The sequence below is a fragment of the Microbacterium sp. NPDC078428 genome (genome assembly GCF_044542535.1).
In the GTDB taxonomy this organism is placed as follows: Bacteria; Actinomycetota; Actinomycetes; order Actinomycetales; family Microbacteriaceae; genus Microbacterium; species Microbacterium limosum.
Genome location: NZ_JBITUP010000003.1, coordinates 79,175 through 105,481 on the forward strand (window position 1 = coordinate 79,175; position 26,307 = coordinate 105,481).

23 protein-coding genes, 2 tRNA genes and 2 riboswitches are annotated in these 26,307 nt (G+C 70.1%); of the genes, 17 read left to right on the forward strand and 8 right to left on the reverse strand.

Features of this window, described 5'->3' with window-relative positions; all coding sequences use genetic code 11:
• The first annotated feature begins 7 nt into the window (after positions 1 to 7).
• The 6 genes from ACIGCK_RS06765 to ACIGCK_RS06790 all read left to right on the forward strand — a co-directional run bounded on the left by ACIGCK_RS06765 (position 8) and on the right by ACIGCK_RS06790 (position 6,131).
• Positions 8 to 1,060: a 3-isopropylmalate dehydrogenase gene (locus ACIGCK_RS06765; protein ID WP_396664852.1), complete on the forward strand. Its 1,053-nt coding sequence runs from the start codon at positions 8 to 10 to the stop codon at positions 1,058 to 1,060.
• Between the two features lie 54 nt (positions 1,061 to 1,114).
• The gene (locus tag ACIGCK_RS06770; protein WP_330169700.1) at positions 1,115 to 2,221 is read left to right on the forward strand and encodes a branched-chain amino acid aminotransferase; all 1,107 of its coding nucleotides are present in this window, start codon (positions 1,115 to 1,117) and stop codon (positions 2,219 to 2,221) included.
• Positions 2,222 to 2,389: 168 nt separating this feature from the next.
• Positions 2,390 to 3,154, forward strand: a complete 765-nt coding sequence (locus ACIGCK_RS06775; RefSeq protein ID WP_396664855.1) for a fumarylacetoacetate hydrolase family protein — start codon at positions 2,390 to 2,392, stop codon at positions 3,152 to 3,154.
• Positions 3,147 to 4,394, forward strand: coding sequence for an MFS transporter (locus tag ACIGCK_RS06780; RefSeq protein WP_396664857.1), 1,248 nt, complete (start codon positions 3,147 to 3,149; stop codon positions 4,392 to 4,394). Before ACIGCK_RS06775 ends, ACIGCK_RS06780 begins: the two co-directional genes overlap by 8 nt.
• 68 nt (positions 4,395 to 4,462) lie before the next feature.
• Positions 4,463 to 5,989 (forward strand): glutamate--tRNA ligase, encoded by a 1,527-nt coding sequence (gene gltX / locus ACIGCK_RS06785; RefSeq protein WP_396664859.1) that lies wholly within the window; start codon positions 4,463 to 4,465, stop codon positions 5,987 to 5,989.
• Positions 5,990 to 6,059: 70 nt separating this feature from the next.
• Positions 6,060 to 6,131, forward strand: a tRNA-Gln gene (locus ACIGCK_RS06790).
• A 187-nt stretch (positions 6,132 to 6,318) separates the two neighbouring features.
• Positions 6,319 to 6,427, forward strand: a riboswitch (TPP riboswitch).
• A 123-nt stretch (positions 6,428 to 6,550) separates the two neighbouring features.
• Here ACIGCK_RS06790 and thiE read toward each other — a convergent pair.
• The gene (gene thiE, locus ACIGCK_RS06795) at positions 6,551 to 7,198 is read right to left on the reverse strand and encodes a thiamine phosphate synthase (protein ID WP_396664861.1); all 648 of its coding nucleotides are present in this window, start codon (positions 7,196 to 7,198) and stop codon (positions 6,551 to 6,553) included.
• A gap of 15 nt (positions 7,199 to 7,213) precedes the next feature.
• Between thiE and thiO the strand changes: the two genes are divergently transcribed.
• From thiO to moeB, 4 genes are read left to right on the forward strand one after another with little or no spacing between them, the layout of a single operon-like run.
• Entirely contained in the window at positions 7,214 to 8,440 is a 1,227-nt protein-coding gene (gene thiO / locus ACIGCK_RS06800; protein ID WP_396664863.1) for a glycine oxidase ThiO, read from the forward strand.
• Entirely contained in the window at positions 8,437 to 8,676 is a 240-nt protein-coding gene (gene thiS, locus ACIGCK_RS06805) for a sulfur carrier protein ThiS (RefSeq protein ID WP_396664865.1), read from the forward strand. Before thiO ends, thiS begins: the two co-directional genes overlap by 4 nt.
• A 1-nt stretch (position 8,677) precedes the next feature.
• Positions 8,678 to 9,451: a thiazole synthase gene (locus ACIGCK_RS06810; RefSeq protein ID WP_396664866.1), complete on the forward strand. Its 774-nt coding sequence runs from the start codon at positions 8,678 to 8,680 to the stop codon at positions 9,449 to 9,451.
• Entirely contained in the window at positions 9,448 to 10,626 is a 1,179-nt protein-coding gene (gene moeB, locus ACIGCK_RS06815) for a molybdopterin-synthase adenylyltransferase MoeB (RefSeq protein WP_396664868.1), read from the forward strand. Before ACIGCK_RS06810 ends, moeB begins: the two co-directional genes overlap by 4 nt.
• A 183-nt stretch (positions 10,627 to 10,809) precedes the next feature.
• On the opposite strand, the gene thiC is transcribed toward moeB, so the two are convergent.
• From thiC to ACIGCK_RS06830, 3 genes are all read right to left on the reverse strand, one after another.
• Positions 10,810 to 12,549 (reverse strand): phosphomethylpyrimidine synthase ThiC, encoded by a 1,740-nt coding sequence (gene thiC / locus ACIGCK_RS06820; RefSeq protein ID WP_396664869.1) that lies wholly within the window; start codon positions 12,547 to 12,549, stop codon positions 10,810 to 10,812.
• Positions 12,545 to 12,653, reverse strand: a riboswitch (TPP riboswitch). Its footprint overlaps the gene before it by 5 nt.
• 98 nt (positions 12,654 to 12,751) lie before the next feature.
• On the reverse strand, positions 12,752 to 13,873 hold the full coding sequence (locus ACIGCK_RS06825) for a sensor histidine kinase (RefSeq protein WP_396664870.1): 1,122 nt from the start codon (positions 13,871 to 13,873) through the stop codon (positions 12,752 to 12,754).
• The gene (locus ACIGCK_RS06830; protein ID WP_396664871.1) at positions 13,870 to 14,532 is read right to left on the reverse strand and encodes a response regulator; all 663 of its coding nucleotides are present in this window, start codon (positions 14,530 to 14,532) and stop codon (positions 13,870 to 13,872) included. The genes ACIGCK_RS06825 and ACIGCK_RS06830 overlap by 4 nt, the downstream gene beginning before the upstream one ends.
• Positions 14,533 to 14,708: 176 nt before the next feature.
• Between ACIGCK_RS06830 and ACIGCK_RS06835 the strand changes: the two genes are divergently transcribed.
• The 6 genes from ACIGCK_RS06835 (at position 14,709) to ACIGCK_RS06860 (ending at position 22,683) form a co-directional block, all read left to right on the forward strand.
• Positions 14,709 to 16,400 carry a hypothetical protein gene (locus ACIGCK_RS06835; RefSeq protein WP_396664872.1) on the forward strand — a complete coding sequence of 564 codons (1,692 nt, stop codon included), beginning with the start codon at positions 14,709 to 14,711 and terminating at the stop codon, positions 16,398 to 16,400.
• Positions 16,401 to 16,467: 67 nt separating this feature from the next.
• Positions 16,468 to 17,820, forward strand: coding sequence for a hypothetical protein (locus tag ACIGCK_RS06840; protein ID WP_396664874.1), 1,353 nt, complete (start codon positions 16,468 to 16,470; stop codon positions 17,818 to 17,820).
• Between the two features lie 45 nt (positions 17,821 to 17,865).
• A complete protein-coding gene (locus ACIGCK_RS06845; protein ID WP_396664875.1) occupies positions 17,866 to 18,675 on the forward strand; it encodes a hypothetical protein in 810 nt (269 codons plus the stop codon).
• A 175-nt stretch (positions 18,676 to 18,850) separates the two neighbouring features.
• Entirely contained in the window at positions 18,851 to 19,636 is a 786-nt protein-coding gene (locus ACIGCK_RS06850) for a DeoR/GlpR family DNA-binding transcription regulator (protein WP_396664877.1), read from the forward strand.
• Positions 19,633 to 20,592 carry a 1-phosphofructokinase family hexose kinase gene (locus tag ACIGCK_RS06855; protein WP_396664879.1) on the forward strand — a complete coding sequence of 320 codons (960 nt, stop codon included), beginning with the start codon at positions 19,633 to 19,635 and terminating at the stop codon, positions 20,590 to 20,592. Before ACIGCK_RS06850 ends, ACIGCK_RS06855 begins: the two co-directional genes overlap by 4 nt.
• A 27-nt stretch (positions 20,593 to 20,619) precedes the next feature.
• Complete coding sequence (locus ACIGCK_RS06860; RefSeq protein ID WP_396664881.1) at positions 20,620 to 22,683, forward strand: fructose-specific PTS transporter subunit EIIC; 2,064 nt, start codon at positions 20,620 to 20,622, stop codon at positions 22,681 to 22,683.
• Positions 22,684 to 22,772: 89 nt separating this feature from the next.
• Here the strand turns inward: ACIGCK_RS06860 and ACIGCK_RS06865 are convergent, their stop codons facing one another.
• Positions 22,773 to 23,411 carry an MBL fold metallo-hydrolase gene (locus ACIGCK_RS06865; RefSeq protein WP_396664882.1) on the reverse strand — a complete coding sequence of 213 codons (639 nt, stop codon included), beginning with the start codon at positions 23,409 to 23,411 and terminating at the stop codon, positions 22,773 to 22,775.
• A 109-nt stretch (positions 23,412 to 23,520) separates the two neighbouring features.
• On the opposite strand from ACIGCK_RS06865, the gene ACIGCK_RS06870 reads away from it, so the two are divergent.
• Positions 23,521 to 23,596: transfer RNA gene (locus ACIGCK_RS06870), tRNA-Glu, on the forward strand.
• A gap of 255 nt (positions 23,597 to 23,851) precedes the next feature.
• On the opposite strand, the gene ACIGCK_RS06875 is transcribed toward ACIGCK_RS06870, so the two are convergent.
• From ACIGCK_RS06875 to ACIGCK_RS06885, 3 genes are all read right to left on the reverse strand, one after another.
• Positions 23,852 to 24,979 carry a site-specific integrase gene (locus ACIGCK_RS06875; protein WP_028495383.1) on the reverse strand — a complete coding sequence of 376 codons (1,128 nt, stop codon included), beginning with the start codon at positions 24,977 to 24,979 and terminating at the stop codon, positions 23,852 to 23,854.
• A 97-nt stretch (positions 24,980 to 25,076) separates the two neighbouring features.
• Complete coding sequence (locus ACIGCK_RS06880; RefSeq protein ID WP_373695451.1) at positions 25,077 to 25,781, reverse strand: cation diffusion facilitator family transporter; 705 nt, start codon at positions 25,779 to 25,781, stop codon at positions 25,077 to 25,079.
• Positions 25,730 to 26,083: a helix-turn-helix transcriptional regulator gene (locus ACIGCK_RS06885; protein ID WP_183498603.1), complete on the reverse strand. Its 354-nt coding sequence runs from the start codon at positions 26,081 to 26,083 to the stop codon at positions 25,730 to 25,732. Before ACIGCK_RS06885 ends, ACIGCK_RS06880 begins: the two co-directional genes overlap by 52 nt.
• Between the last annotated feature and the right edge of the window lie 224 nt (positions 26,084 to 26,307).

The following is a 26,307-nucleotide window of genomic DNA, read 5'->3' on the forward strand; positions in this document are numbered from 1 at the left end:
CTGCACAATGTCGCGCGTCGTCTCACTCGCCGTCATCCCCGGTGACGGCATCGGTCCCGAAGTCGTCACGGAAGCCGAGAAGGTGCTGGATGCCGCGGTGGCCGGCACGGAGGTGACGGTCGAGAAGACGCGGTTCTCGCTCGGCGCCGGTCGTTTCCTCGAGACGGGCGACACGCTCACCGACGAGGACCTGGCGGCCATCAAGGGCCACGACGCGATCCTGCTGGGTGCCGTCGGAGGGGTCCCGGGCGATCCTCGGCTGAAGGGCGCCAACATCGAGCGCGGTCTGCTGCTCAAGCTGCGGTTCGAGCTCGACCACTACGTCAACCTGCGTCCGTCGGTGCTGTATCCCTCGGTGCCGGGGCCGCTCGCCGACGCGGGCTCGGTCGACTTCGTCGTCGTCCGCGAGGGCACCGAGGGTCCGTACGTCGGCAACGGCGGTGCGCTGCGCCGCGGAACCCCCCACGAGGTGGCGACCGAGGTCTCGGTCAACACCGCCTTCGGCGTCGAGCGGGTCGTGCGTCACGCGTTCGACCTCGCCGAGAAACGCTCGAAGAAGCTGACGTGGGTGCACAAGACGAACGTGCTCGTTCACGCGGGATCGATCTGGCAGCGCGTCGTGGCGGCCGTTGCCGCGGAACACCCGGATGTCGCCGTAGACTACCTCCACGTCGATGCGGCCACGATCTTCCTGGTCACGAACCCGTCCCGCTTCGACGTCATCGTCACCGACAACCTCTTCGGCGACATCCTGACCGATCTGGCCGGTGCGATCACCGGGGGGATCGGTCTCGCGGCATCCGGGAACATCAACCCCGACGGCGCGTTCCCCTCGATGTTCGAGCCGGTGCACGGATCGGCGCCCGACATCGCCGGGCAGCAGAAGGCCGACCCGACGGCGGCGATCCTCTCCGTGGCCCTGCTGCTCGATCACCTCGGCCTCGCCGAGGAGGCCTCCCGCGTCACCCGCGCCGTCGAGGCCGACATCGCGGCGCGCACCGGCACCGCACGCACCACGAGCGAGATCGGCGACGCGATCGCCGCCCGGCTGCAGGCGTAACCTGGAGCCCAGGGCGACGCGGGCGCCGTCCACCTACCGACCGTCAGGACAGCCATGACCCTCATCGACTCCGACCCCGACACCGGACTCACGCCGCTGCAGTTCGCCGTCACGAAGAACCTCGCCGCGAAGTCCCCGGCCCAGCGCGAGGAGATCCTCGCCAACCCCGGCTTCGGGTCGAGCTTCACCGATCACATGGTCGACATCTGCTGGTCGGTGCGCGGTGGCTGGCACCGCCCCCGGATCCAGCCCTACGGCCCGATCAGCCTCGACCCGGCGGCCTCGGTGCTCCACTACGGCCAGGAGATCTTCGAGGGCATCAAGGCGTACCGTCACGCCGACGGGTCGATCCACACCTTCCGCCCCGACCAGAACGCGCGCCGCCTCCAGCGCTCGGCGCGCCGGCTCGCGCTGCCGGAGCTGCCCGCGGAGTACTTCATCGAGTCGCTGCGCGCGCTGATCTCCGTCGACGGCGACTGGGTGCCCTCGGGCGCGGATCAGAGCCTCTACCTGCGGCCGTTCATGTTCGCGAAGGAGGCGTTCCTCGGTGTGCGTCCCGCGCACAAGGTCGCCTACTACGTCATCGCCTCTCCCGCCGGCGCCTATTTCAAGGGCGGAGTGCAGCCGGTGTCGATCTGGCTGAGCGAGGACTACGCGCGGGCGGGCAAGGGCGGCACGGGTGCGGCGAAGACCGGCGGCAACTACGCTGCGAGCCTGCTGCCGCAGTCCGAGGCGTACGAGAACGAGTGCGACCAGGTCGTCTTCCTCGACGCCGACCGCAACGTCGAGGAGCTCGGCGGGATGAACGTCGTGTTCGTCCACAAGGACGGCACGCTGGTGACGCCCGAGTCGCCGTCGATCCTCGAGGGGATCACGCGCGACTCCATCCTCCAGCTCGCCCGCGATCGCGGGCACAAGGTCGAGGGCCGCGCGGTCTCGCTCGCCGAGTGGCGCGAGGGGGTGGCATCCGGCGACATCGTCGAGGTGTTCGCCTGCGGCACCGCCGCCGTCGTGACCCCGATCGGGATGCTGAAGGGCCGCGACTTCTTCGACGAGCAGCCCACGGGGGAGCTGGCGCTCTCGCTGCGCGAGGAGCTCACCGACATCCAGTACGGCCGGCGCGAGGACAAGCACGGCTGGCTGATGCGCCTGGACGCCTGAGGCGTCTGCCGAGGGCCCGTTCTTCGGGGTTCCCCCCGCGCGAACGCAGGCGAACGCCCGAAAACAGGGGGATCCTCCGCAGATCGTCCTGTTCCGGGGCGTTCTCCTGTTGTCGACCAGGAAGCGCGCTGCCGTAGCCCGCCGAAGCGTCGACAGTAGGCTGTCCGGGTGAAGATCGTGCGGTTCAGCCATGAAGAGTCCATCCGCTACGGCGTGGTCGACGAGACCGACATCGTCGTGCTCGCGGGCGACCCCCTCTTCGCGGGTTTCGACACGACGGGCCAGCGCGTCCCCTTGCGTGAGGTGCAGCTGCTGGCTCCCGTCATCCCGCGCTCGAAGGTGGTCGGCGTCGGTCGCAACTACCGCGATCACGCGGCGGAGCTCGGCAACGAGGCCCCCGCGGAGCCCCTGCTCTTCTTCAAGCCCAACACCTCGGTGATCGGTCCCGGCGATGCGATCGTGCGCCCGGGCATCAGCGAGCGCGTGGATTTCGAGGGCGAGCTCGTCGCGGTGATCGGCCGCGTCGCGCGCAACGTCTCGGTCGAGGATGCCGCGGGCTACGTCTTCGGATACACGATCGGCAACGACGTGACCGCGCGCGATCTGCAGAAGTCCGACGGACAGTGGGCACGCGCCAAGGGGTTCGACTCTTTCTGCCCGATCGGTCCCGCGATCGAGACCGACCTCGACCTCGCGCAGGCGCGGATCGTCACCCGCGTGAACGGCGAGGTCAAGCAGGACGGTCCCGTCTCGGACATGATCCACTCGGTCGCCGAGGTGATCGCGTACGCCTCGGCGGCGTTCACGCTCCTCCCGGGCGACCTGATCATGACGGGCACGCCGGCGGGCGTCGGCCCGATCGTGGCGGGCGACGTCGTCGAGATCGAGATCCCCGGGCTCGGTCTCCTGCGCAATCCCGTACGGGATGCCTGAGGGTCCGGCGACGACCGCCGCATCGGTCGTCGCCGCCGCACGGGTGCGAATCCTGTGGGTGCTCTCGCTCGGGCAGGTGCTGGGCGGTGTCGCGTTCGGCGCCACGATCGCGCTCGGCGCCGTGCTCGCGGCGGATATCTCCGGCGACGACGCGCTGTCGGGTCTCGCCGCGGCCGCCGTCACCCTCGGGGCGGCGGCGCTTGCCATCCCGCTCGCGGCGCTCGCACGACGGCGCGGCCGGCGGATCTCCCTCACCTCGGGCATGGGGATCGCCCTCGTCGGCGTCGCCCTCGTGATCGCCGCGGCATCCACCCGCATGTTCCCGCTTCTCCTCGTCGCCTTCGCGCTCATCGGGGCCGGTCAGGCCGCCAATCTGCAGTCGCGATTCGCCGCAACCGACCTCGCCACCGACCGCACCCGCGGGCGCGACCTGTCGATCGTCGTATGGGCGACCACGGTCGGCGCCGTGCTGGGCCCCAACCTCGTCGGTCCGGGGGAGGGCATCGGGGCGGTGTTCGGGATGCCGCCGCTGACGGGGCCTTACGTCTTCACGATCGTCGCCCAGCTGCTCGCCATCGGGCTGTATCTCCTCGCCCTGCGGCCCGACCCGCTGATGCTCGCGGATCGCCTGCGTGCGGACACCCCCGCCGACTCGGCCGCGGGAGCGGTCATGCGTCCCGATCGGCCGGGCGTGGCGCGATTCGCCATCTTCGCCATCGCGGCAAGCCACGGCGTGATGGTCGCGGTGATGGCGATGACGCCGGTGCACCTGCAGCACCACGGCGCGGCGCTGACGGTGATCGGATTGACGATCAGCCTCCACATCGCGGGCATGTACGCGCTGAGTCCCGTCTTCGGCATCCTCGCCGACCGCCTGGGCCGGGTCCCCACGGTCGCGATCGGGCAGGCGCTGCTGCTGGCGTCCCTCCTGACGGCGTGGCTCTGGGCCGAGGCGCAGGCGGCCGTTACCGTCTCGCTCGTCCTGCTGGGGCTCGGCTGGAGCGCGGCGACCGTGGCGGGGTCCGCCCTGCTGACGGAGGCGACGGCGGAGCAGCTGCGCACGCGTCGCCAGGGTCGCAGTGACCTGACGATGAACCTCGTGGGGGCCGGCGGAGCGATCTCGGCGGGAGTCGTGCTGGGCTGGATCGGCTACAGCGGGCTCGCCCTCGTCTCGATCCTCGCCGTCGCGGCGGTCGTCGTCGGTCTCGTGGTCGTCTGGCGGCCGGCGTCGCGGGGCTGACCGCCGCCCACCGTCCGAGGGCTCGCGCATCCGTCGCGCACCCCGTGCGCGACTAGGCTGGAGCGGCCATGTCTGACGCCCCCGCTGCCCCCACCCCGTATCCCACGACCACCGCGGTCGGTGCGGATGTCCGCGTTCGTTTCTGCCCCTCGCCGACGGGCCTGCCGCACGTGGGTCTCGTGCGCACCGCGCTGTTCAACTGGGCGTACGCGCGCCACCACGGCGGCACGATGGTCTTCCGGATCGAGGACACGGATGCCGCGCGCGACAGCGAGGAGAGCTATCGCCAGCTGCTCGACGCGCTCACCTGGCTCAAGATCGACTGGGACGAAGGCGTCGAGAAGGGCGGACCGCACGCGCCCTACCGGCAGTCGCAGCGGCACGAGATCTACCGGGAGGTGCTCGACAAGCTCATCGCGGCGGGCGCCGTATACGAGAGCTACTCGACGGCCGAGGAGATCGACGCCCGCAACGAGGCCAGCGGGCGCGCGAAGCAGCTGGGCTACGACAATTTCGACCGCACCCTCACCGAGGAGCAGAAGGCGGCGTTCCGCGCCGAGGGGCGAGAACCCGCCTGGCGCCTGCGCGTGCCCGACGAGGACGTCACGTACCACGACCTCATCCGCGGCGAGGTGACCTTCCCGGCGGGATCCTTCCCGGATTTCGTGATCGTCCGCGCTGGCGGCATCCCGCTCTACACATTCGTCAACCCGGTCGACGACGCGCTCATGGGCATCACGCACGTGCTGCGCGGCGAGGATCTCATGCCCTCGACGGCCCGGCAGCTGTCGCTGTACCGCGCCCTCATCGACGCGGGCGTGACGACGTTCATCCCGCGCTTCGGCCACATGCCGCTCGTGCTCGGCGACGGGACGAAGAAGCTCTCCAAGCGCGACCCCCGGGCCGATCTGTTCCTGCAGCGCGAGAAGGGCTTCATCCACGAGGGCCTGCTCAACTACCTCGCCTTGCTCGGCTGGTCGATCGCGCCTGACCGCGACGTCTTCTCCCTCGACGAGTTCATCGCCGCCTTCGACATCGCGGACGTCAACCCCAACCCTGCCCGCTTCGACCAGAAGAAGGCGGAGTCGATCAACGGCGACCACATCCGGATGCTTGACCCGGACGATTTCGCGGAGCGCATCGTCCCGTACCTCGTGGCAGACGGCCTCGTGGCGCAGCCGCCGACCGAGGCGCAGCGAGCGCTCATCGCGGCATCCGCCCCCCTCGTGCAGGAGCGAGTCCAGTTGCTCGGCGACGTGCCGGGGATGCTGGGCTTCCTCTTCGTCGACGAGATCGCATATGACGAGGACGCGCTGAAGGGCCTGCCCGAGAACGCGAACGAGGTGCTCGTGGCGTGCGTCGGCGCGCTCGAGGTGGTGCCGGAGTCGGAGTTCACTGCGGCGGCCGTGCAGGAGGCGCTCGCGAGCGCGCTCGTGGAGGGCCTCGGCCTGAAGCCGCGCGTGGCGTACGGGCCGCCGCGCGTCGCGTTGACCGGTCGCCGCGTCTCGCCGCCGCTCTTCGAGTCGATGGAGCTGCTCGGCAAGGCGGAGACGCTTCGACGCCTCGCTGCGCTCGTGGAGCGGCGCGCCCGGTAGGGCGCCGGTTTGGTGTGGGTCCGACGGTCGACTAGACTTGACCCTCGGTACGGCTTCGGCCGACACCCCTTGGGGTATGGTGTAATTGGCAACACGGCTGATTCTGGTTCAGTTGTTCTTGGTTCGAGTCCAGGTACCCCAGCAAGACGAAGACCCCCGTTGATTCGGGGGTTTTGTCGTTTCGCTCTCCCGCGTGCGCGAAGTCGCGGGTCGTCGGACGACCTCGATGCACTCCCGTCGGTGGGGGAGCTTCGTCCCGGCAGGCCGACGGGGGCGGACGGGTGGCGCGGGGCTGGAGGACTGACGACGCGCGACTGCGGTAGGGTTGCGGCTATCCACACGGGTGCCCTCGCAAGGGCTGAGATCGGGCTGACGCGGCCCGCGACCGTTCGAACCTGTCCGGGTCATGCCGGCGAAGGAAGTAGGAGTCGCCCTATGAAGTCCGTCCATTCATCGCGCGTTCGCGCGCACCGACGTCACGCCCACCGCGCGCTGCGCGAGCAGTAGGCGCCGGGCATGGCTCACCCGAACGGAAGTCGGGCCGAGCGCCACGCCGAGATATCAGGGAGCCCCGGCTGGCAAGATCCCGGGCAGCGCGGCGCGGAGTCGTCGCGCACTGCCGGCGGGGTCGTCGGAATCGGTGATCGCGCGGACGACGACGACACGCTCTGCGCCTGCGGCGACGACCTCCTCGATGTTCGACGTATCGATGCCGCCGATGGCGAACCACGGCCGCCGCGTGCCGATGCCCGCCGCGTAGCGGACGAGCTCGGTCCCGACCGCAGCGCGGCCGGGCTTGGTCGGTGTCGCCCAGACTGGCCCGACGCAGAAGTAATCGAGGTCGTCCGCGGCTGCGGCGGCGTCGATCTGCTCGGGGGTGTGGGTGGACTTGCCCAGGATCGTCCGCGGTCCGACGACCGTCCGGGCGAGCCGCTCGGGAAGGTCCTTCTGACCGAGGTGCAGGACGGGGGCGCCGGTGACGCGCGCGACGTCGGCGCGGTCGTTCACCGACCAGAGCGCGTCGTGACGGGCCGCTGCGTCGGCGAGGATGCGCAGGACGTCGAGCTGCTCGCCGCCCTCCAAGGACTTGTCGCGCAGCTGGATGACGTCGATGCGGCCCGAGAACGCGGCATCCACGAAGTCGGCGAAGTCGCCCTGACGGGCTCGTGCGTCGGTGCAGAGATAGAGGCGTGCAGCGGCGATGGACATCGGCTCACCCTATCGGTGGATCCGGCCCGAGGCGGCCGGCCCACCGCCGAGGTGATCGTCGTCGGCGGCGGGGTCATCGGATTGAGCATCGCCTGGCGCGCGGCGCAGACCGGACGCTCCGTGCTGTTGATCGACCCCGCCCCCGCCCAGGGTGCGACGTTCGCGGCGGCGGGCATGCTCGCACCCGTCAGCGAGTACCACTACCAGGAGGACGCGCTCCTTCCGGCGATGCGGGAGTCCGCCGCACGCTACCCCGGGTTCATCCGCGAGTTGGAGTTCGTCGAAGGGGCGGCAGGCTACCTCCGCACGGAAACGCTGCTGGTGGGTGTCGATCAGGGGGACCGTCAGGCCCTGGCCGATCTCCACGCCGCGCACCGTCGTGCGCAGCTCGACGTCGAGCCGCTGACGACGCGCGATGCGCGCGCTCGCGAACCGCTGCTCGGCCCGCGGGTGAGCAGCGTCTACCGCGTGGCGGGCGACCACCAGGTCGACCCGCGGATGCTCGCGGCCAGCCTGCTCGACCGCCTCCAGAGGCCGGACGGGCAAGGGCGTCAGGTGGGTATCGCGCGTGAGCAGGCGGTGGCGCTGCTGCATCGCGACCGGGCGGACGACGACTCACCTGTCATCGGCGTCCGGCTCTCGGATGGGACGGAGGTCGTCGGGGCGGAGGTCGTGCTCGCCAACGGTGCCGGAGCCAGCGCCATCGACGGGGTTCCGGGGCGTCTCGACCTGCCGCTGCGACCCGTGTACGGCGACATCCTCAGGCTCCGGGTGCCCGACCGGCTCCGGCCGCTGCTTCACAGCACGGTACGCGCCCTCGTCCACGGTGAGAGCGTCTACCTGGTACCCCGCGCCGACGGCACCCTCGTCGTCGGTGCGACGCAGCGCGAGGACGGAGTGGATGCGGTGTCCGCGGGGGCCGTTCACCGGCTCCTTCGGGACGCACAGCAGGTGGTGCCGGCGGTGGGGGAGTTGTCGCTCATCGAGGCGACGGTCAGGGCGCGACAGGGCACGCCGGACAACGCACCCCTCCTGGGGCGCGTCCTGGGGCGGGGCGGCGCCGCCGTGGCCGGACTGACCGTGGCGACGGGTTTCTTCCGCCACGGGGTCCTTCTCGCGCCGCTCGCGGCGGATATCGTCCTGGGTCTCATCGACGGCCACCCCGATCACCGCTGGGACGCGTTCCGTCCCGATCGATTCACCACTCACGCCGATCAAACGGCAGAAGGGACCCACCGATGACAACGATCACCGTCAACGGCGAACCCCATCACACGTCCGCTCCTCAGTCGGTCGCCGACCTGATGGAAGGGATCCTCGGCGTTCGGATCGGGGCGGACGGCGCCCTCCCCGCCGGCACGATTCTGGGCATCGCCGTCGCCGTCAACTCCGTCGTCGTCCCCCGCGCACGGTGGGCGCACGAGCGTCTCGCCGAGGGCGACGCGGTCGAGATCGTCAGCGCCACGCAGGGAGGCTGAGGTGGCCACCGACACTCTGCACATCGACGGCGTCGCTCTCGGCTCTCGACTGATCATGGGGACCGGCGGCGCACCCAGCCACGCCGGTGTCGGTGAGGCGCTGCGGGCCTCGGGCACGGAACTCACCACCGTCTCGATGCGCCGGCACGAGCCGTCGACGACCGGCTCCCTCTTCCAGCTGCTGCGCGACGAGGGCATCCGCCTGCTTCCCAACACGGCAGGATGCCTCACCGCACGGGAGGCGGTGCTCACCGCAGAACTGGCTCGCGAGGCGCTGTCGACCAACTGGATCAAGCTCGAGGTGATCGCGGACGAGGACACCCTCCTTCCCGACGGAGCCGAGCTCGCCCAGGCCACCGAGGCGCTCGTCGCACGGGGCTTCGTCGTCTTCGCCTACACCAACGACGACCCGGCACTCGCCCTGCGGCTCGAAGAGCTCGGCGCCGCCGCGGTCATGCCCCTGGGTGCCCCGATCGGCACGGGACTCGGCATCCTCAACCCGCACAACATCTCCCTCATCGTCGAACGCGCGGGCGTTCCGATCGTGCTGGATGCGGGGATCGGCACCGCATCCGACGCAGCCCTCGCCATGGAGCTCGGCTGTGACGCCGTACTGCTGGCCACAGCGGTCACGCGCGCGCAGGATCCGGTCGGCATGGCGACGGCCTTCCGCCACGCCGTGATCGCCGGTCGACTCGCCCGCCTGTCGGGCCGGATCCCGCGGCGCACCGCTGCCCAAGCCTCCTCGGCCATGGAAGGACGGCCCGACCTATGAGACCGACGCCGGATGGCGCCTCGCTGCCGCCGCTCGTCGCGCCGGCTCCGGGGTTGGAGCCCGAGGAGATCGACCGATACTCCCGCCACATCCTGCTCCCCGAGATCGGGGTCGCGGGGCAGCGGCGATTGAAGAACGCGCGTGTGCTGGTGATCGGCGGCGGCGGGCTCGGATCCCCGATCCTCCTCTACCTCGCCGCCGCCGGGGTCGGCACTCTGGGGATCGTGGACGACGACGTCGTGGAGGCGAGCAACCTCCAGCGTCAGATCGTCCACGGCGTCGATGACATCGGCCGCCTCAAGATCGACTCCGCACGCGACGCCGTCACCGCGGTCAACCCGCGGGTGACGGTGCGCACCCATCCGCTGCGACTGTCGAGGGAGTCCGCCACGGGACTGTTCGAGGAATACGACGTCGTCGTCGACGGGACGGACAACTTCGCTACCCGCTACCTCGTCTCGGATGCCGCGACGGTGACCGGGAAGCCGTGCGTGTGGGGGTCGATCCTTCGATTTCAGTGCCAGGTCAGTGTGTTCTGGAGCACTCACGGCCCGACGTACCGCGACCTCTACCCGGACGCACCTCCCCGCGAGTCCGCCCCCTCGTGCGGCGAAGCAGGCGTGTTCGGTGTTCTCTGCGGCGTGGCAGGCTCGCTGATGGCCGCCGAGGCGATCAAGCTCATCACCGGCACGGGGCGAACCCTGCTCGGGCGACTCGCCACCTTCGACCTCGCGGACGCCACGTGGCGGGAGTTCATGGTCGTACCCGGCCCCGACCCCGACCCCGACCGCGGTGCGGGAGCGGTAACCGGCGACCGGTTTCCGGGGGACTCGTGCAGTGATCAGGATCCGGGGAACGCACTCATCGACGTCGAAACGCTGAGCAATGCGCTGGGAGAGCGCTCGTCGGGTGGGGCGCCGTTCGAACTTCTCGACGTCCGAGAGGCCGACGAATACTCCCGAGAACACATCTCGGGCGCCCGCTCCGCGCCGCTCAGTCGGCTGAGAGCCGACGGGCCCGGCTTCGTCGCGCTTTCCGACGATCGTCCGATCATCGTCTACTGCAAGGCGGGACCGCGTGCGCGTGCCGCCGCGGCACTTCTCCTGGCCGCCGGGCACCCGGATGTGCGTGTCCTCGACGGGGGATTCGACCGATGGGCCCTCCAGTCGCACTGACGACCTCGACCTGAACGCCTCCCGGCGATGGGGATGTCGACCATCGCGGGGAGGCGCTGATGGCGAGGCGGGCGTTCGCGGTGACGTCGGTGACGACGGCGTTCGTCAGTCACTGCACAAGGGGATCTTCCGCGCGAGGGCACTCCAGCATCCCGCCGATGTACTCGGCGGAGACGCGGCCGGTCACGGCCGGTTCGCCTGCTCGCGCACGGAGGGCAGTTCCAGGTACACCGTGCCGCCCGAGTCACGGAAGGCCCCGGACTTCTCACGCATGCCGACGATCCGCTCCTGCTCGGACATGTCGCCGAACCGGTCGCGGATGTCCTGGGAGATGCGCATCGAGCAGAACTTGGGCCCGCACATCGAGCAGAAGTGCGCCGTCTTCGCCGGTTCCGCCGGCAGCGTCTCGTCGTGGAACTGCTCCGCCGTGACGGGGTCCAGGGCGAGGGCGAACTGATCCCGCCAGCGGAACTCGAAGCGCGCCTTCGACAGGGCGTCGTCGCGCTCGTTCGCGCCGGGGTGCCCCTTGGCGAGGTCTGCGGCGTGCGCCGCGATCTTGTACGTGATCACGCCCGTCTTGACATCGTCCTTGTTGGGCAGACCCAGGTGCTCCTTGGGCGTCACGTAGCAGAGCATCGCTGTGCCGTATCGGGCGATCTCGGTCGCCCCGATCGCCGACGTGATGTGGTCGTAGCCGGGCGCGACATCCGTCACCAGAGGCCCGAGGGTGTAGAACGGCGCACCGTCGCAGAGTTCCTGCTGCCGCTCCACGTTCTCCCGCACCAGGTGGAGTGGCACATGCCCCGGCCCCTCGACCATCACCTGAACGTCGTACGCCCACGCCCGCTTCGTCAGCTCGGCCAGAGTGTCGAGCTCGGCGAACTGAGCGGCGTCGTTCGCGTCGGCCGTCGACCCCGGCCGCAGTCCATCGCCGAGCGAGAAGGAGACGTCGTACTGAGCGAAGATCTCGCACAGTTCATCGAAGTGCGTGTACAGGAAGTTCTCCCGATGATGCGCCAAGCACCATCCGGCCATGATCGACCCGCCGCGCGAGACGATGCCGGTAACTCGATCAGCGGTGAGCGGCACGTAGCGCAGCAGCACGCCGGCGTGGATCGTCATGTAATCCACACCCTGCTCGCATTGCTCGATCACCGTGTCGCGGAAGATCTCCCACGTGAGCATGCTCGCGTCGCCGTCCACCTTCTCGAGGGCCTGGTAGATCGGCACGGTGCCGATGGGCACCGGCGAGTTGCGGATGATCCACTCCCGCGTGGTGTGTATGTCGTCGCCGGTGGACAGGTCCATGACCGTGTCGGCGCCCCACCGCGTCGCCCACTGGAGCTTGTCCACCTCTTCGGCGATCGAGCTGGTCACCGCGGAGTTGCCGATGTTCGCATTGATCTTCACCAGGAAGGCCTTCCCGATGATCATGGGCTCGGATTCGGGATGGTTGATGTTGTTCGGGATGATGGCCCGGCCCGCGGCGAGCTCAGAGCGCACCAGCTCCACATCGCAGTTCTCCCGCAGCGCGACGAAGCGCATCTCGGGGGTCACGATGCCGGCGCGGGCATAGTGCATCTGCGTGACCGTTCTCCCCGGCAGAGCGCGGCGGGGACGACGCTTCGCGCCCTGCCACTCCGCCGACGCGACCCCGCGGCGTAGCGCCGCCCGTCCGTCGTCGTGCAGATTGCGCTCTCGGCCGTCGTATGCCTCGGTGTCGCCGCGCGCCTCGATCCACGAGGTTCGCACGGGCTGCAGCCCCTGCAGCGGGTCGCTGCCGGGCCCGGCAGTGCGGTACACCGTCAGCGGCGGGTTGGGGACGGCGCCGGGGGAGTCCTCGAGCGCGATCATCGTGACGGGCACACGGATGCCGTGTTCCTCGTCATGCAGATAGGCGAGCGAGTGCGATGAATCGGTCATCAGAAGTCCTACTTCCTTCGCCGGCATTACCCGGACAGGTTCGAACGGTCGCGGGCCGCATCAGCCCGATCTCAGCCCCTGCAAGGGCTCCCGTGTGGATGACGACCACCTTATCCGACGGCGCGAACGATCGAGCGCGCCGTCGGCGGGCGGGAAGGAGCATGGCCGGATGACGGAGAGCGAACAGCCGCACGACGTCGAATCAGACGGTGAGCGTCGCGCGCAGGCGTGCCCCGCCAAGGTCACCGCCGGGTGACAGCGTGATCCGGCCCTCCGCCAACTGGAGGTACTGCCGAAGGCGCGCGAGTCCGGAGGATTCGAAGGCCGCCGGGGGCGCATCGCCGTTGTTGTCGACCGTCACCGTGACCTCTCGTCCCTCGGCCGAGAGCCGCACCGCGAGCTCGCTCGCTCCGCCGTGTTTGAGCGCGTTGGAGAGCGCCTCCTCGATGACGCGGATCACGAGGATGCGAGCGAAGATGTCGACATCGTCGGCATCCAGAACCGAGGCGGACGGCTCGACCCTAGAGCGCACGGCCACCGACGGCGGCACGCGTTCCAGGATCGTCGTGAGGGCCGCCCGCACGCCTCGTTCCAGATCCGCGGGGTAGAGCGCCGCGGACAGGGTGCGGATCTCTCCCTCACGCAAGCGGGCGAGGTCCTGCGTGATCGCGCCCACCTCGTCCGCCTCCCGCTCTCCGAGGCGTGGCACAACGGACCCGAGCCGGGCCTCGAGGACGATGAAGGCGCTCTGGACGCTGCCGTGGAGGGTGTGGGAGATCTCGCGGCGCACCCGCAGCTCCTCCTCCTGCAGGGCGCGCAGAAGATCGTTCACCCGTTCCTGCGAAGCGAAGCGCACGTTGTCGGCCTCGATCACCCGCCGCCACAGCCGCTGCTGGACGAGGCTTCCGACGATGACGACCGCGCTGACGATCGTCGTCGTGCCGATCTCGAGAAGCAGAGTCTGCCGGCTCGATGCGACGGTGATGTCGTATATGCCGAGGGAGGCCTGGAGCCCCGCGCGGAACACGCTCGACGCAAGGGCGATGCCGATCACGTGCACGGCGACGACGTAACCGCGTCGCCGTTCGGGGTGCAGGAACGCCGCGAGCACGACCATCGACCCCACCGAGATCAGATTGACGGCGCTGCGCGACACCAGTTCCCACGCGGGCGAGGCGGGTGCGTTCCTCATCACCTCCGACACCACCCCGAGCACGAGGGAGGACTGCATGCTCGTGTACAGCCCGAGAAGGGAGCCCATGATCGCGATGCTGATGAGCGTCACACGGGAGGCTGCCCGCTCCTCGGTCAGCGGGCGGCTCATGCGTGCGCACGGCGCGCGGTGTGCGCGAGGTAGCTGCGCACGGCGGTCACGCGGGGGTTGTGCGCCGTCGACGACTGGATGCCGAGGGCGTGATAGATGGCGTTGACGTGCGCATCCACCGAGCGTCGTGACAATCCCAGGCGCTCGGCGATGGCGTGGTTCGTCAGGCCCTCCGCCGCGAGGCCGAGCACCTCGAACTGCCGCGCGCTCAGCGCGTCGAGCGGGCCGTGGGGACGCGGGGCGCGTCCGCGGGTGACTGCGGGGTCCAGGACGGTGCGTCCGGCAGCGGTGTGCTGGATCGCCCGCACCAGGGCGTGCGCCGTCAGCGCGGAGGACTTCGACAGGTAGCTCCATCCCGCGGCCTCGTCGGCGTCGAGCTCGAGCAGCGCGTGCATGCTGTCGGAGGCGGACAGGATGACGATGCCGATGCCCGGGTTCTCGCGACGGAGGGCGCGTCCGACGCCGAGCCCGTCGCCGTCGGGCAGGTGCAGATCGAGCAGCGCGACGTCGACCTCGGAGGCACGCAGAGATCGCGCGGCATCCTGTGCGCCGGCGCACGCCGCGACCAGACGGATGCCTGTCGTCGACGACAGCAGCAGCCCGAGCATCTGCCGGTAGAGGGGCTGGTCTTCGACCACCGCGACACGAAGCGGGTGCATCCCGACCCTTCCTCTCGCGCGACCCCCTCGACCCGTCCCCGGATCGAGCGTAGCGGCCCGTCCCGCGGCAACGCATCTCCGGGACCTACCGCACTAGTACCTAGGGCGTGCGACATGCACGGGAGCGCATGGATACGCTCGGCCCGCCCTCTCCCTTCCCCACATCGAGGCTCCCCATGCTCCTGCGCCGAATCGTCGCCGCCCTGTCCGCCCTGACCCTCGCCGCGGCGGGGGTCCTCATCTCCGTCGTGCCCGCGCAGGCCGCCACGACGGAGACCTGGCTCCCGGCAGCCACCGCCCTCTACGACATCGAGATCGACGCCACGGGGTCGACCGCGTACCTCGTCGACCGCACGGCCAACACCGTCCTCTTCGTCGACCTCGAGACACGCAGCATCAGCAGGACGGTCGCGGTCAACTCGACCCCCATGCGTGCGGATCTCAGCACCGACGGGTCACGCCTGTACGTCGTCCACTACAACAGCGGCAGCCGCTCGACCACGAGCGTCATCAACACGGCGACGGGCGTCGTCGAGGCCACCGTCCGGGACACCCAGCTCGGCCAGGAGGTTCCGTACACCGTCACGGTGAACCCCGAGGGCACGCAGGCATGGGTCGGCAACTACGGCTCGCAGGTCGCGGGGTCGATCTCGGTGATCTCCACCGCCCAGAACGAGGTCATCCGCCATCTCGCCCTGGGCACCGCAGTGACCTCGATCTCGTTCAGCCGCGACGGTGCGTGGGCCTATGCCGCGGCGGGGCAGACGGGCAAGGTGCTCGTCATCTCCACGAGCACCTTCGCCGTGACGGAGATCGACCTGCCGCTGACGCGCTTCCTGGCGACGAGCCCCACCGCCGACCGGGTGTACATCGCCGCCGGCGCCACCATGCGGGTGCTCGACACCACGACGAACCAGCTCGACCCCGACGTGTCGATCCCGATCAAGACCTCCACCAGCGACATCGCCTTCACGCCCGACGGAACGATCGCGTACGTCGTCGGCAACAACAACACGGGCGCGATCGAGCCCATCGACACGCGCACCCACGCCGCCGCGGCGGGCATGACGCCCATCCCGATGATGTACGGCATGGGCATCGCGGTGGACCCGGCCGACCCGAGCCGGGTGTGGGGTGTGCGCGGCTTTGGGCTCCTGGGCGAGTATGTCTTCACCCGCCCTTTCACGAAGCCCGTCGTCGTCGCGACCGACGCGGGCGCGACGGTGCGGCCGGGCGATGTGCTGACGGCATCCATCACCGCCGACGCCGAGCCCGCGCCCACGTCGTACGCCTATCAGTGGAGCATCGGCGGTGAGGCCGTCGCCGATGCGAGATCCTCGACGTTCACGGTGCCCGATGCGGCGATCGGCGAGACGATCACCGTCACCGCCACCCCCACGCTCGAGGGGTACGGCTCCGAAACGGGCGCCGGCACCTCCGAGCCGACTCCGGCCGTCTCCGCCAAAGTGTTCTCCGCGGCCCCGAGGCCGACCATCACGGGTACGCCGACCGTCGAGGCGCAGCTCTCGGCTGTCGCCGGCGAGTGGGATGCGGCGGCGCAGCTGTCCTACCAGTGGCGCGCGGACGGGACCCCGATCGCCGGGGCGACCAGCGCGAGCATCGTCCTGACCGCGGAGCTCGTCGGCGCCGACATCACGGTCGACGTCACCGGCACGGCCTCCGGCTACGAGCCGATCACGCGCACCTCGGCGCCCGTCGGGCCGGTCGCGAGCGCGATCTTCAGCCGACCGGCCGAGGTGGGGATCGCCGGCGACGCGCGTGTGGGCGAGACGCTGACCGCGACCATCGCGAACGAGTCGTCCCCCCGCTGCAGCGAGCTACACGTACTGGTGGCTCGTGGGCGATGATCCCATCGAGGGAGCGACGAGCTCGACGCTGTCACTCACTGCGCCTTTCGAAGGCGTGCGGGTCCGGGTGGAGGCGACTCCCGTCCGGGCGGGTTACGACGGTGCGGCGGCCGTGGCGTCCGCCACGAGCGAGATCATCGCGAAGGGGCTCTTCCGAGCCGTCCCCGAGGTCATCGTCGGGGGAGAGCCGTCGGTGGGCGCCACCCTGACGGCGGCGATCTCCGGGCACGCCGACCCGGTCGCCGACTCCTACTCGTACCAGTGGCTGGCCGACGGCGAGGAGATTCCCGGCCAGACGGGCTCGGCATTCGACGTACCGTCGGATCTCGTGGGCTCAGACGTCACGGTGCGCGTCACCGCCGTTCGTGCCGGATACGACAGTGCGAGCGGCGTAGGCACGGCGAGCGCGGCCTCGCAGATCGCCCCCGGCCAGTACCGCACACTGCCCGTGGTGCGGATCACGGGCGAGGCGGCGGTGGGCGAGCGTCTCTCCGCCGAGGTGACCCAGGAAGCGACGCCTCTTCCGGCGAGCTACGCCTACCAGTGGTACGCCGACGGCGCGCCGATCGACGGAGCCGTCTCCGACTCCTACCGGCCGGTGTCGTCGCAGCTCGGCGCGGTGATGACGGTGTCGGTGCGCGCCCAGCTCGAGGGCTGGGATGCCGCGTCGGGCGAAGCGGTGTCGGACCCGACCGCCGAGGTCGTGCTCGGGACGTTCGCGACGACGGTGCAGGTGTCGGTCACGGGGCAGCCGCTCGTCGGCGAGACCCTGTCGGCCACGATCCTGCTGGGCCCCGCTCCGGGACCCGACTCGTACGAGTACCAGTGGCTCGCGGACGGTGAGAACCTCGCCGGTGCGACGGGTGCGTCTCTCACGCTCACCGATCAGCTCCTCGGCAAGAGGCTGTCGGTGCTGGTCACGCCGGTGCTGGCGGGGTACGATCCGCTGTCCGGTCGTGGTGAGGGTGCGGCGAGCGACGCTGTCGCGACCGTGTCCCTCACGCTGCAATCCGTCACGGCGGGGGAGCGCGTGGTCGTGACGGGCGGCGGACACGTGCCGGGCACCGTCTACACCGTGGAGCTCCACTCGACCCCGGTGCCGCTCGGTTCGGTGACGGCGGATGCCGCGGGCCGCATCTCCCAGAGCTTCGCGATCCCCGCCGACACGGCACCCGGTCCGCACCAGGTGAAGCTCTTCGACATCAACGGCGTCGAGCGTGCGTCGGTGTCGCTGACCGTGCGGGCTGCCCCGGCTGCGGCCATCGGCGACGGTGGCAACGGGTCGGCGGAGGCGCTGAGCGTCACCGGCAGCGAGCTGGACGCCGGGTGGGCGTTCTTGGGGCTCGCGCTGCTGGTGTCCGGCGCGGGGCTGATCCTGGTGCGGCAGCGTCGGGCGCAGCAGGAGTCCGCAGCGAAGTGACCCCATCCCGCCCGAGCGCCTGCACGGGCGGGAATAATGGGCGCGATGGATGACGGGGTTCGCAGCGAGCGCGAGGAGCTCGCCGAGCTGCGCGCCCGCGCCTACGGACCGGATGCCGACATCCTCGACGACCCGGCGGCGCAGGAGCGCCTCTCCCGCTTGGAGGCGACCCACCGCGCGGCCGACGCGGGGGTGGGCGGTGGCCGCGTCGACGCATCGACGCCCGCAGCCGACGCCGGCGCGGCATCCGCCCCGGAGAGCGGGCGATCGGGCGGCGAGCTCATCGTGGAGCCCCGGGACGACGCCGGTCCGACCGTCGAGGAGCCGGAGCCGGAGCCGGCGGCCCCGGCCCCGTCGAAGCGCGGGCTGATCGACCGGATCGGCGGGCGCGTCCTCGTCGCGGCGGTCGTGACGCTCGCGATCGTGGTGGTCGGCGGGGCGGTTCTGCCCTCGCTCACGGGGCTCGGTTCCACCGCCGTCCTCCGCCCGGCGGGCGAGCCGTCGGCCGCGGTGGTGGACCAGTTGAACACGAACCCGCGTGACTTCTACGCCATCGACCCCGCCTCTGTGCGTTCGCACGAGACGTTCGGCGGGTTGGAGATTCTCTCGGCGCGCACGGCGGACGGGGCGGGCCGCTGTCTCGCCGTCGCATCCGAGCGTCAGCTGTGGGCCCTGCAGTGCGCGCCGCCCGGCCTGGACGTCATCCTCGACATCCCGATCTTCCCCGGCATCCGACTGCCCGACGAGTTCCCCGATCTCCCGGAGCGCAGCATCGTTCGACTGAGGCTCGCCGGCGACGTCGTGGAGGTGACGGTCGCCCCGGCATCCGGCGACGGGACGGACGCCGCCGCGTAATCGCGACGAAGGCCCCCGTCCGGTGCGTCCGTCCGACCGCCACTCCGCAACGCCGCGGTGTCCGGCTGCGCCGCGTGCGCGGCGTCTACTCATCGATCTTGGTTTGCGTCGTTGTTTTCTGTTGGACTGTGTTGTAACGTGTGGGCAACCACGAAGCCGCAGAGAAGAGGTCGGTGTGTACGCGACGGAGCGCCACGAGGCGATCGAGCGCCAGCTCTCGCAGGACGGGCGGGTCTCCGTCGTCTCCCTCGCGCGCTCGTTCGGGGTCACCACCGAGACCATCCGTCGTGACCTCGACGCGATGGAGCGATCCGGGGCGCTCCGACGGGTGCACGGCGGAGCAGTCTCGGCGGAGCGCGGCAGCACGAGCGAGACCGCCGTGACCGACCGCGATCAGGTGCGCGGCGCGGAGAAGCTGCAGATCGCCCGCCGCGCGCTGGAGGCGATCGCCGACGGGTTCCGCGGTTCGGTGTACATCGACGCGGGGACGACGACGGCAGCCCTCGCCCGGGAACTCGGCGCCCACCTGCGGGAGCGTGGGGCGCGGGCCGAGGTCGTGACGCATTCGGTGCCGGTCGCGTTCGAACTCGGTGCGCGCAGCGACGTGCCCGTGACGATCATCGGCGGGCGGGTGCGCGGGCTCACGGCCGCCGCCGTGGGTTCGCAGACCGTGCGCGCGATCGAACAGCTCCGGCCCGACGTCGCCTTCCTCGGCACCAACGGGCTCTCCGCCGAATTCGGCCTCAGCACGCCGGACCCCGACGAAGCGGCCGTCAAGCGGGCGATCGTGAGTGCGGCCCGCCGCGTCGTCGTGCTCGCCGACGCCAGCAAGATCGGCGACGAGTTCCTCGTGCGCTTCGCCGGGATCGACGAGGTCGACGTCATCGTGACGGACGCCCCCGTGCCGGTCTCCGTGGCGGATACCGCCGCCGCCGCCGACGTGGAGGTGTGGACGGCATGATCATCACCCTCACGGCCAACCCCGCCCTCGACCGCACGATCGCCCTCGAGGCGCCGCTCGTGCCCGGCGACGTGCAGCAGGCCCTGTCGGCGCGGGAGGATGCGGGGGGCAAGGGCATCAACGTCGCCCGTGCGGTCGCGTCGGCGGGAGTTCCCACGCTGGCGGTGCTTCCCATGTCGGAGGACGACCCCTACGGGCCGATCCTGCGCGCGACGGGCCTGCCGACCCGGACCGTCGCCGTCCACGGTCATGTCCGCGCGAACATCGCGTTGACGGATGCCGCCGGCACGACGACGAAGATCAACCTTCCGGGCGTCGAGCTCGACCCCGGCGAACGACGCGCCCTCATCGCGGCGGTGGTGGAAGCGTCCCGCGGCGGTGCCTGGACGGTGCTGGCCGGATCGCTTCCCCCCGGCCCCGGCGACGACTTCTACGTCGACGTCGCGCGCGCCATCCGCGACGAGCTCGGCGACGCTGCCCCGAGGATCGCGGTCGACACGTCGGGACCGGCGCTGCGGGCGGTCGTGGACGCGGGCATCGCCGACCTCGTCAAGCCCAACGACGACGAGCTCGCGGAGCTCGCCGTCGTCACCCTCGAGGACGTCGGGGGTCGTCTCGCGGACATCGTCCGCATCGCCCGATCGTTCGTTCCCGCCCGTGTCGCGGCCGCCCTGATCACGCTCGGGGGAGACGGTGCCGTGCTCGTCACGGCCGATGACGCGTTCCATGCGGCGCCCCCGCCCGTCCGGGTCACGAGCACCGTCGGCGCCGGCGACAGCTCGCTCGCCGGCTATCTGCTCGCCGACCTTGCCGGCGCCAGCCCCGCCGAACGCCTGCGTCACGCCGTCCGGTACGGCTCCGCAGCCGCCGCTCTGCCGGGCACCCAGATCCCCACCCCCCACGACCTGCCCGCCGGCGAGGTCGTACTCACCCCTCTCGCCCTTTCGGGCGTGTGAACACAGCAGGACCAGAGGAGGTCTTCCGTGTCTGACACCATCACCAGCGGGCTCGTCAGCCTTGACGAGCCGCTCGGCGCCGACAAGAGCGCCGTCATCCGCGCCCTCGCTCAGCGGGTCGTCGCGCAGGGTCGCGCGACCGACGCCGACGCGCTCTACGCCGACGCGTGGGCGCGCGAGCAGAAGGACGAGACCGGGCTTCCCGGCGGCATCGCGATCCCGCACGCGAAGAGCACCGCCGTCTCCCAGCCGTCCCTCGCGTTCGCGCGCCTGAAGCCCGGAGTCGACTTCGGCGCGGACGACGGCCCCGCCGACCTCGTCTTCCTGATCGCCGCCCCCGCCGATGCCGCCGAGGAGCACCTCGCCGTCCTCTCGAAGCTCGCCCGCAGCCTCCTGGACGACGAGTTCACCGGCGCGCTGCGCGCCGCATCCTCGAAGGACGACATCGTGCGGATCGTGCAGGAGGCGATCGGTGAGGGCTCCGCCACCGCGCACTCGGCACCCGCCGCCACCCCGCCGGCAGGGGAGTCCGACGCCGCCCCGACGCCCGCGGAATCCGGCCCGCGCCCGAAGATCGTCGCCGTCACGGCGTGCGCGACGGGCATCGCGCACACGTTCATGGCGGCCGACGCGCTGACGGCCGCAGCCGCCAAGAACGATGTCGACCTCGTCGTCGAGCCGCAGGGCTCCAGCGGATACCAGGCGCTTCCCGCCGACGAGATCGCGGCGGCGGATGCCGTGATCTTCGCCGTCGACGTCGACGTGCGCGAGCCGCAGCGCTTCGCAGGCAAGCCCGTCGTACGGGCGAGCGTCAAGCGCGGCATCGATCAGCCCGACCGGCTCATCGCCGAGGCCGTCGCCGCGGCGAAGGATCCGAAGGCCGAGCGGGTCCCCGGCACCGCGCAGGCCTCGTCGAGCACCGCCGCACAGGAGTCCGTCGGCTCGCGCATCAAGCGCTGGCTGCTCACGGGCGTGTCGTACATGATCCCGTTCGTCGCCGGCGGCGGTCTGCTGATCGCGCTGGGGTTCCTCCTCGGCGGCTACGAGGTCACGGCGAACGCCGCGAACGTCATCATCCAGAACTCGCTGTGGGATCTTCCGACCGAGGGGATCACGTCGCCGCTCGGGCCGCTGGGGCAGTACCTCGGTTCCGTGGCGTTCATGATCGGCGCCACGTCGATGGGCTTCCTCGTCCCCGTGCTCGCGGGCTTCATCGCCTTCGCGATCGCGGATCGGCCGGGCATCGCCCCCGGATTCGTCGCGGGCGCCGTGGCCGTGCTCATGAGCGCGGGCTTCATCGGCGGCCTCATCGGCGGCGTGCTCGCCGGCTTCATCGCCTGGTGGCTGGGCCGGCTGCCGGCGCCCCGCTGGCTGCGCGGACTCATGCCCACCGTCATCATCCCGCTGATCGGGTCGGTCGTCGCATCCGGCCTCATGATCCTCTTCCTCGGTCGCCCCATCGCGGAACTGATGCTGGGCCTCACCGACTGGCTCAACAGCCTGACCGGTGCGTCGATCATCGGCCTCGGCGTGATCCTCGGCCTCATGATGTGCTTCGACCTCGGCGGACCCGTCAACAAGGTGGCGTACACGTTCGCGACCACGGGCCTCGCCGCCGCGTCCACGAGCGACCTCTCCTCCACGCCGTTCCTCATCATGGCCGCGGTCATGGCGGCGGGGATGGTGCCGCCGCTGGCGATGGCCCTGGCCTCCACGGTCCTCGCGCGCGGCCTGTTCAATCCCGTCGAACGGGAGAACGGCAAGGCGGCGTGGCTGCTGGGCGCCGCCTTCATCTCGGAGGGCGCCATCCCGTTCGCGGCCGTGGACCCGCTTCGCGTCATCCCCGCGTCGATGGTCGGCGGCGCCGTCACGGGCGCACTCAGCATGGCGTTCGGGGTCTCGTCGCTCGCCCCCCACGGCGGCATCTTCGTGTTCTTCGCGATCAACCCGTTCTGGGGCTTCGCCGTCTCGATCGTCGCGGGAGCGGTCGTCGCGGCCCTCGTCGTGGTCGCCCTGAAGAAGTGGGTGCACAAGAAGGGCGCCCAGGAGGAGGCGGCGCTGACTCCGGTCGGCGCGACCGTCGCCGCCTGATCCCAGACCCCGGGGACCGGCGGGACCCCGGCCGAAACGGCGGATGCCGCGGCGCCTCTCAGGCCGCGGCATCCGCCGTTCTGTGCGTGTCAGATGTCCATCGTGTCGCCGGGGTCGAGCGCGAGGAACTCGCCGCCGTTCTGCGCCGTCGCCCACTGCAGGCGCGCGCGGTGCATGTCGCGGCCGATGACCGAGAGGGTCATGTCGTGGGTGCCGAACGCCCTCCGCGGCTTGACGGCGAGCACGAAGTCCATGGCATCGCCGATGCGCAGCCAGGGGGCGCCGATGGGCGCGGCGAGGACGTTCACGTCGACGCCCTCCGGCACGGCGTACGAGTCGCCGGGGTAGTACAGCTGGTCGTTGACGAGGACGCCCACGTTCTGCACACGCGGGAGCGACTCGTGGATGACCTCGTGCTCTGCCGGGAAGAAGCGGAGAGTGAAGGGCTCGATCGTCACGCTGTCGCCCGGTTCGACGACGGTGATGCCGTGATCGGATGCCGCGGCCTCGACCCCGGCGGGCCCGTAGATCGGCACGCCGGGCGCAGCCTTGCGGATGCGGTCCAGGTGCTCGGGCGTCCAGTGGTCCGCGTGCTCGTGCGTCACGACGACCGCGACGACGTGGCCCATCTCGGGGAACGGCGTCGTGAAGGACCCCGGATCGATGATGAGGCCCTTGCCCTCGTGCTCGAGGAGGAGGGCGGCGTGCTCGTGTTTGGTCAGGCGCATGCGATCACTCAAGCGCTTCGGCGCAGGTTCCGGCAAGGCCACTGCACTCGGGTGGCCTCGATTTGTCCGTCCCGTGCACGCCGTGGCATACTTGAACGGTTGTCAGCGAGGCCCCATCGTATAGCGGCCTAGTACGCCGCCCTCTCACGGCGGTAACGCGGGTTCGAATCCCGCTGGGGTCACCAACGAAAACCCCCGGTTATCCGGGGGTTTTCGTCATTCTCGGAGGACGTCCATGTGGGCGATGTTCGGATCTGCCCACATTTTGCCCACGGATCCCAGAGTCGTTGCCTGCAGATGGTCGGCTGGAAACGCGGATTTCGGGGCGTCTTTGCAGGCTTTTGACCATCACTCCGTCTCGCCTTGAGGTCCCGAGGCGCAGCGATCGCACTCTGTCAGGCCGTGCTCGCCGGGGCGATGAGGCTCAAAGCGGGGTTTGTCTACTCGGTCTCAGCCACAGCGTAGAAGTCGCCGACAGTCGTCTGGAGAGCAGCCGCGTTGAGCGAGACCGCGACGGCATCGAGATCCTCCTCGAACAGGTCGGCGTACACGTCGAGGGTAACGCTGGCCTTGGCATGGCCGAGCATTCGCTGCACCGCTTTGACGTTCGCTCCGGCTGAGATCGCCAGAGACGCCGCCGTGTGGCGCAACTCGTGCGGAGTCAGGCCTGTCAACCCGATACTGGCAGCCGCGTCGTTGAACCAGCCGAGGCGAAAGACCGCGTTGCGCAACCACGTACCCGTGCGCTGACCGTAGAAGACCGGTGAGTGGGGGGACCGGCCGGCGATCTGGCGGGCGAGGTGCGGGCGGAGGAAAGCAGGAATGGGAATCGACCGGTGCTCGTAGTCCTTCGGCGCCTCCTCCCTCTGGTGGCCCTTCACCATGACGACCGTGGCCTCTACGTTGAGTCGGCTGCGTTCCAGGTCGACGTCCTTCACACGCAATCCCGACGCTTCGCCCCAACGGAGTCCGCAGTATGCCAGTACAAGCACGAGGATGTCGTAGCCCAGCTCGGCGCCGTTCGGTTGTCGGCCCACAGCTTGCGCGAGTGCTCCGACCTCGGCATGGCTGAGGTACCGCTTACGCTTCTGCACCGTCCTCGCCAGCCGCAGGGTCGCGGCGGGGTTATGAGACAGACGGCCATCCTCAACGGCGAGTTGAAGTGCGCCCGATAGCACGAGGACGATCTTGCGGACCGTGGCAGGTTCGCCAGGCAGCGTGGACGCCCATTGCTGCACCCCCAGTCGGGTCACGTCGCTGAGTGGCAGATGTCCAAGCTTCGGATTGACGTGCTTAGCGATGATCCCCTCGATGCGATCTCGGGTGGTCGCCCGCACGTCGGTGCGCGACGAGAGCCAGATTGCCATCCACTGCTCGACCGTGACGCGCGCCCTACCCGGATCGATGTAGCCGCCGCGAGCCTTGTCTAATTCGACTGACGCCAGAAAGAGTTCGGCCTCGCGCTTTGTTCGGAAGCCGCGCTTGTCCGTCTGGGTCTGGTCGGGCTTGCGGTATCGCACGCGGTACCGGCGGCCCTGCGCCGAATCGTATGGGGATATGCTGCCCATGCTCGAGAGTGTAGACAGGCCACCCGACATCGCCTCCGTCCGGAGTCAGGCCATCGTGGTGAGCGCGAGTCGCTGCGCGCGGGCGAGAATCGCGGGATTACGCGGATCCTCGGCCATCCTCTTTCATCTCACTGAGGACCTCGAAGGGAGACTCGATGTCTCCGCGCCACGCTTCGATGCCTTCACGGACGGCGAGGGCTGCGACGACGAGCGCGGCGACAGAGTCGGCCCACCACCATCCGAGAAGGCTGTTCAGAATCAGACCGATGAATACGGCGCCGGAGAGGTAGACACAGAGCAGTAGCTGCTTCGCGTCGGCGAGCACGCTCTTGGATCCGAGTTCTCGACCTGTGCGCGTTTCGTACCAGGCGAGCGCTGGCATCACCAGCAGGCTCAACGCGGTGATCCCGAGGCCGAGCGGACTGTGCTCGGGGGCGTCTCTCGAGACGAGGCTCAGGATCGCGTCGATGGTGACGTAGCCCGCGAGGGCGAAGAACGCGAGCCCGATCGCGCGAACCGTGGCCTTCTCCCACCGCTCCGGATCCTTCCGGGTGAACTGCCACGCCACCGCGACGGCCGAGAGCACTTCGACGACAGAGTCCAAACCGAACCCGATGAGAGCGGCAGAAGAGGCGAGCACACCCGCCCAGATCGCGATGACCGCCTCGAGCACGTTGTAGGTGATCGTGAAAGCGACGATGAACCGCACACGGCGATGCAGCCGCTCCCGTCGCTCAGGCGTGAGCGTCGTCACGGTGCGACCTCGCAGCAGCCGGGAACCGTGCAGGATGCGTCCACGCACGGCGCGCTCTCATCGACCGCCAGGGTGACATCCACGAGAGCGGTGAGCGCGACGGCCAGATGGCCATCAGCAATCTCGTAGCGAGTTTGACGCCCCTCGGGCTCGGCGATCACGATGCCGCAGTCGCGAAGGCAGGTGAGGTGGTTGGAGACATTAGACCGGGATAGTTCCAGTTCGCGAGCGAGTACAGCCGGATAGCTCGGGCCGCCGAGCAGGGTCATCAGAATCCGCGATCGTGTCGGGTCGGCCATTGCCCGTCCCAGTCGATTCATGACATCCAGGCGATTCGCGATAGTCAGCACTCGATGACTATACAGTGCTTACTGTACCGACGGCGGATCTTCGCCAGGGGCCCAAACGAGCACACGCATGGCGCCCATCTCAGCCGCGAGGTTGCGCCGGTGACACAACCCCGCGGCCGTCGCTTATTGCGGGTTACCGTACCCCGGTGGAGTATGCAAGGCCCTTACTGTGCGCGTTGCGAGCGGCTTACGTTACCGGCGTTCAAACCCCTTCGAAAGGACAC

Excerpts from the sequence above, each read along its gene's own strand:
- gltX (WP_396664859.1), top strand. The coding sequence starts at position 4,463 with ATGTCTGACGCCCCCGCTGCCCCCACCCCGTATCCCACGACCACCGCG.
- ACIGCK_RS06825 (WP_396664870.1), bottom strand. The coding sequence starts at position 13,873 with ATGAGCCGCCCGCTGACCGAGGAGCGGGCAGCCTCCCGTGTGACGCTC.
- ACIGCK_RS06770 (WP_330169700.1), top strand. The coding sequence starts at position 1,115 with ATGACCCTCATCGACTCCGACCCCGACACCGGACTCACGCCGCTGCAG.
- moeB (WP_396664868.1), top strand. The coding sequence starts at position 9,448 with ATGAGACCGACGCCGGATGGCGCCTCGCTGCCGCCGCTCGTCGCGCCG.
- ACIGCK_RS06875 (WP_028495383.1), bottom strand. The coding sequence starts at position 24,979 with ATGGGCAGCATATCCCCATACGATTCGGCGCAGGGCCGCCGGTACCGC.
- ACIGCK_RS06835 (WP_396664872.1), top strand. The coding sequence starts at position 14,709 with ATGCTCCTGCGCCGAATCGTCGCCGCCCTGTCCGCCCTGACCCTCGCC.
- ACIGCK_RS06855 (WP_396664879.1), top strand. The coding sequence starts at position 19,633 with ATGATCATCACCCTCACGGCCAACCCCGCCCTCGACCGCACGATCGCC.
- thiS (WP_396664865.1), top strand. The coding sequence starts at position 8,437 with ATGACAACGATCACCGTCAACGGCGAACCCCATCACACGTCCGCTCCT.
- ACIGCK_RS06865 (WP_396664882.1), bottom strand. The coding sequence starts at position 23,411 with ATGCGCCTGACCAAACACGAGCACGCCGCCCTCCTCCTCGAGCACGAG.
- ACIGCK_RS06845 (WP_396664875.1), top strand. The coding sequence starts at position 17,866 with ATGGATGACGGGGTTCGCAGCGAGCGCGAGGAGCTCGCCGAGCTGCGC.
- thiC (WP_396664869.1), bottom strand. The coding sequence starts at position 12,549 with ATGACCGATTCATCGCACTCGCTCGCCTATCTGCATGACGAGGAACAC.
- ACIGCK_RS06830 (WP_396664871.1), bottom strand. The coding sequence starts at position 14,532 with ATGCACCCGCTTCGTGTCGCGGTGGTCGAAGACCAGCCCCTCTACCGG.
- ACIGCK_RS06765 (WP_396664852.1), top strand. The coding sequence starts at position 8 with ATGTCGCGCGTCGTCTCACTCGCCGTCATCCCCGGTGACGGCATCGGT.
- ACIGCK_RS06780 (WP_396664857.1), top strand. The coding sequence starts at position 3,147 with ATGCCTGAGGGTCCGGCGACGACCGCCGCATCGGTCGTCGCCGCCGCA.
- thiE (WP_396664861.1), bottom strand. The coding sequence starts at position 7,198 with ATGTCCATCGCCGCTGCACGCCTCTATCTCTGCACCGACGCACGAGCC.